At 49.9% G+C, this 1,293-nt stretch carries 1 protein-coding gene; it reads left to right on the forward strand.

Annotated features, from left to right (window positions below):
- Nucleotides 1-280: 280 nt before the first annotated feature.
- A partial coding sequence (locus L3V43_RS23645; protein WP_237117550.1) for an IS66 family transposase occupies nucleotides 281-1,293 on the forward strand: 1,013 nt, incomplete at its 3' end.

The following is a 1,293-nucleotide window of genomic DNA, read 5'->3' on the forward strand; positions in this document are numbered from 1 at the left end:
GCTTTGCCTTGTGGTACAAGCGCCTTGAAAAAGACAAGTTTAAATGGCCCGACAAAGAAGACGATGACGTCATTACACTCAGCGCCGAACAATGGCAGTGGTTATTGTCTGGCTTATCGGTCATTGCTCACAAGCCGCTCAGCTATGGTTATAACGTATGATCATAACAGGGGTTTTTAGATCACGAATTAATCTAAGCTATTAATTTAAAAACAGTTACTCTGCTGATGCAGTAGACTGCATGAAAGAAATGAATAAACTGCCTGATGATCCTCAGTAGTTGAAGCAGATCATTGCTCAGCTTCAGGCGCGTAATAACTACCTCGAAGAACAATTCAGACTGGCCCAGCAAAAACGCTTCGGGGCCAGCAGTGAGTCGCACCCTGCACAAGCTGACTTGTTCAATGAAGCCGAAACGCTGGTTGAAGAAGCACCTGAGCAAGACGTGGAAACCATTGAATATCAGCGCAAAAAGCCGACACGTCAGCCACTGCCAAAAGATCTGCCCCGCGAACGTGTTGTGCATGACATCGACAACAAACAGTGTGACTGCTGTGGCGGTGAGCTGCACAAAATGGGCGAGGATGTGAGCGAAAAGCTGGAATTTATCCCGGCCCAGGTCAAAGTCATCGAACACGTCAGACCAAAATACAGCTGCCGGCACTGTGAAAAAACACAAACCCGGGTTGAGATAAAACAAGCCCCAGTCCCACCGAGCCCGGTCCCGAAAGGTATTGCCACGGCCAGTTTGCTGAGCCAGATCATCACCAGTAAATATCAGTATGGCTTACCGCTGTATCGGCAGGAAAGCCTGTTCAAACAATATGGTATCGCACTGAGCAGGCAGACCATGGCGGATTGGGTGATCCTCTGTGCCAGTTTATTCAAGCCGCTCTATGACAGACTGCACGAAGTGTTGCTACAGCAACCGGTGGTGCACGGCGATGAAACCACGGTTAAGGTGGTGAAAGAAGACAAACAGACCAGTTACATGTGGCTGTATTGCAGCGGCACGGACTCGCCTGTGGCAGAGGAGAGCATCCCCAATATTGCCCTGTTCGACTATCAGAATAGTCGTGCGGGTCGCTGTCCTATGGCATTTTTACAGGGCTACAACGGCTATCTGCAAGTTGACGGTTATGCGGGCCATGAGCAAACGCAGGCGGCACTGGTTGGTTGCTGGGCGCACGCAAGACGCAAGTTCAAAGAAGCCGCAGATGCGCAGGCCAAGGGTAAAACTGGTAAAGCGAACTGGGCGCTCAACCATATTCAAAAGTTATATCGAGTTGAGAC

The sequence above is a fragment of the Pseudoalteromonas sp. L23 genome (assembly GCF_021728455.1).
Classification (GTDB): domain Bacteria; phylum Pseudomonadota; class Gammaproteobacteria; order Enterobacterales; family Alteromonadaceae; genus Pseudoalteromonas.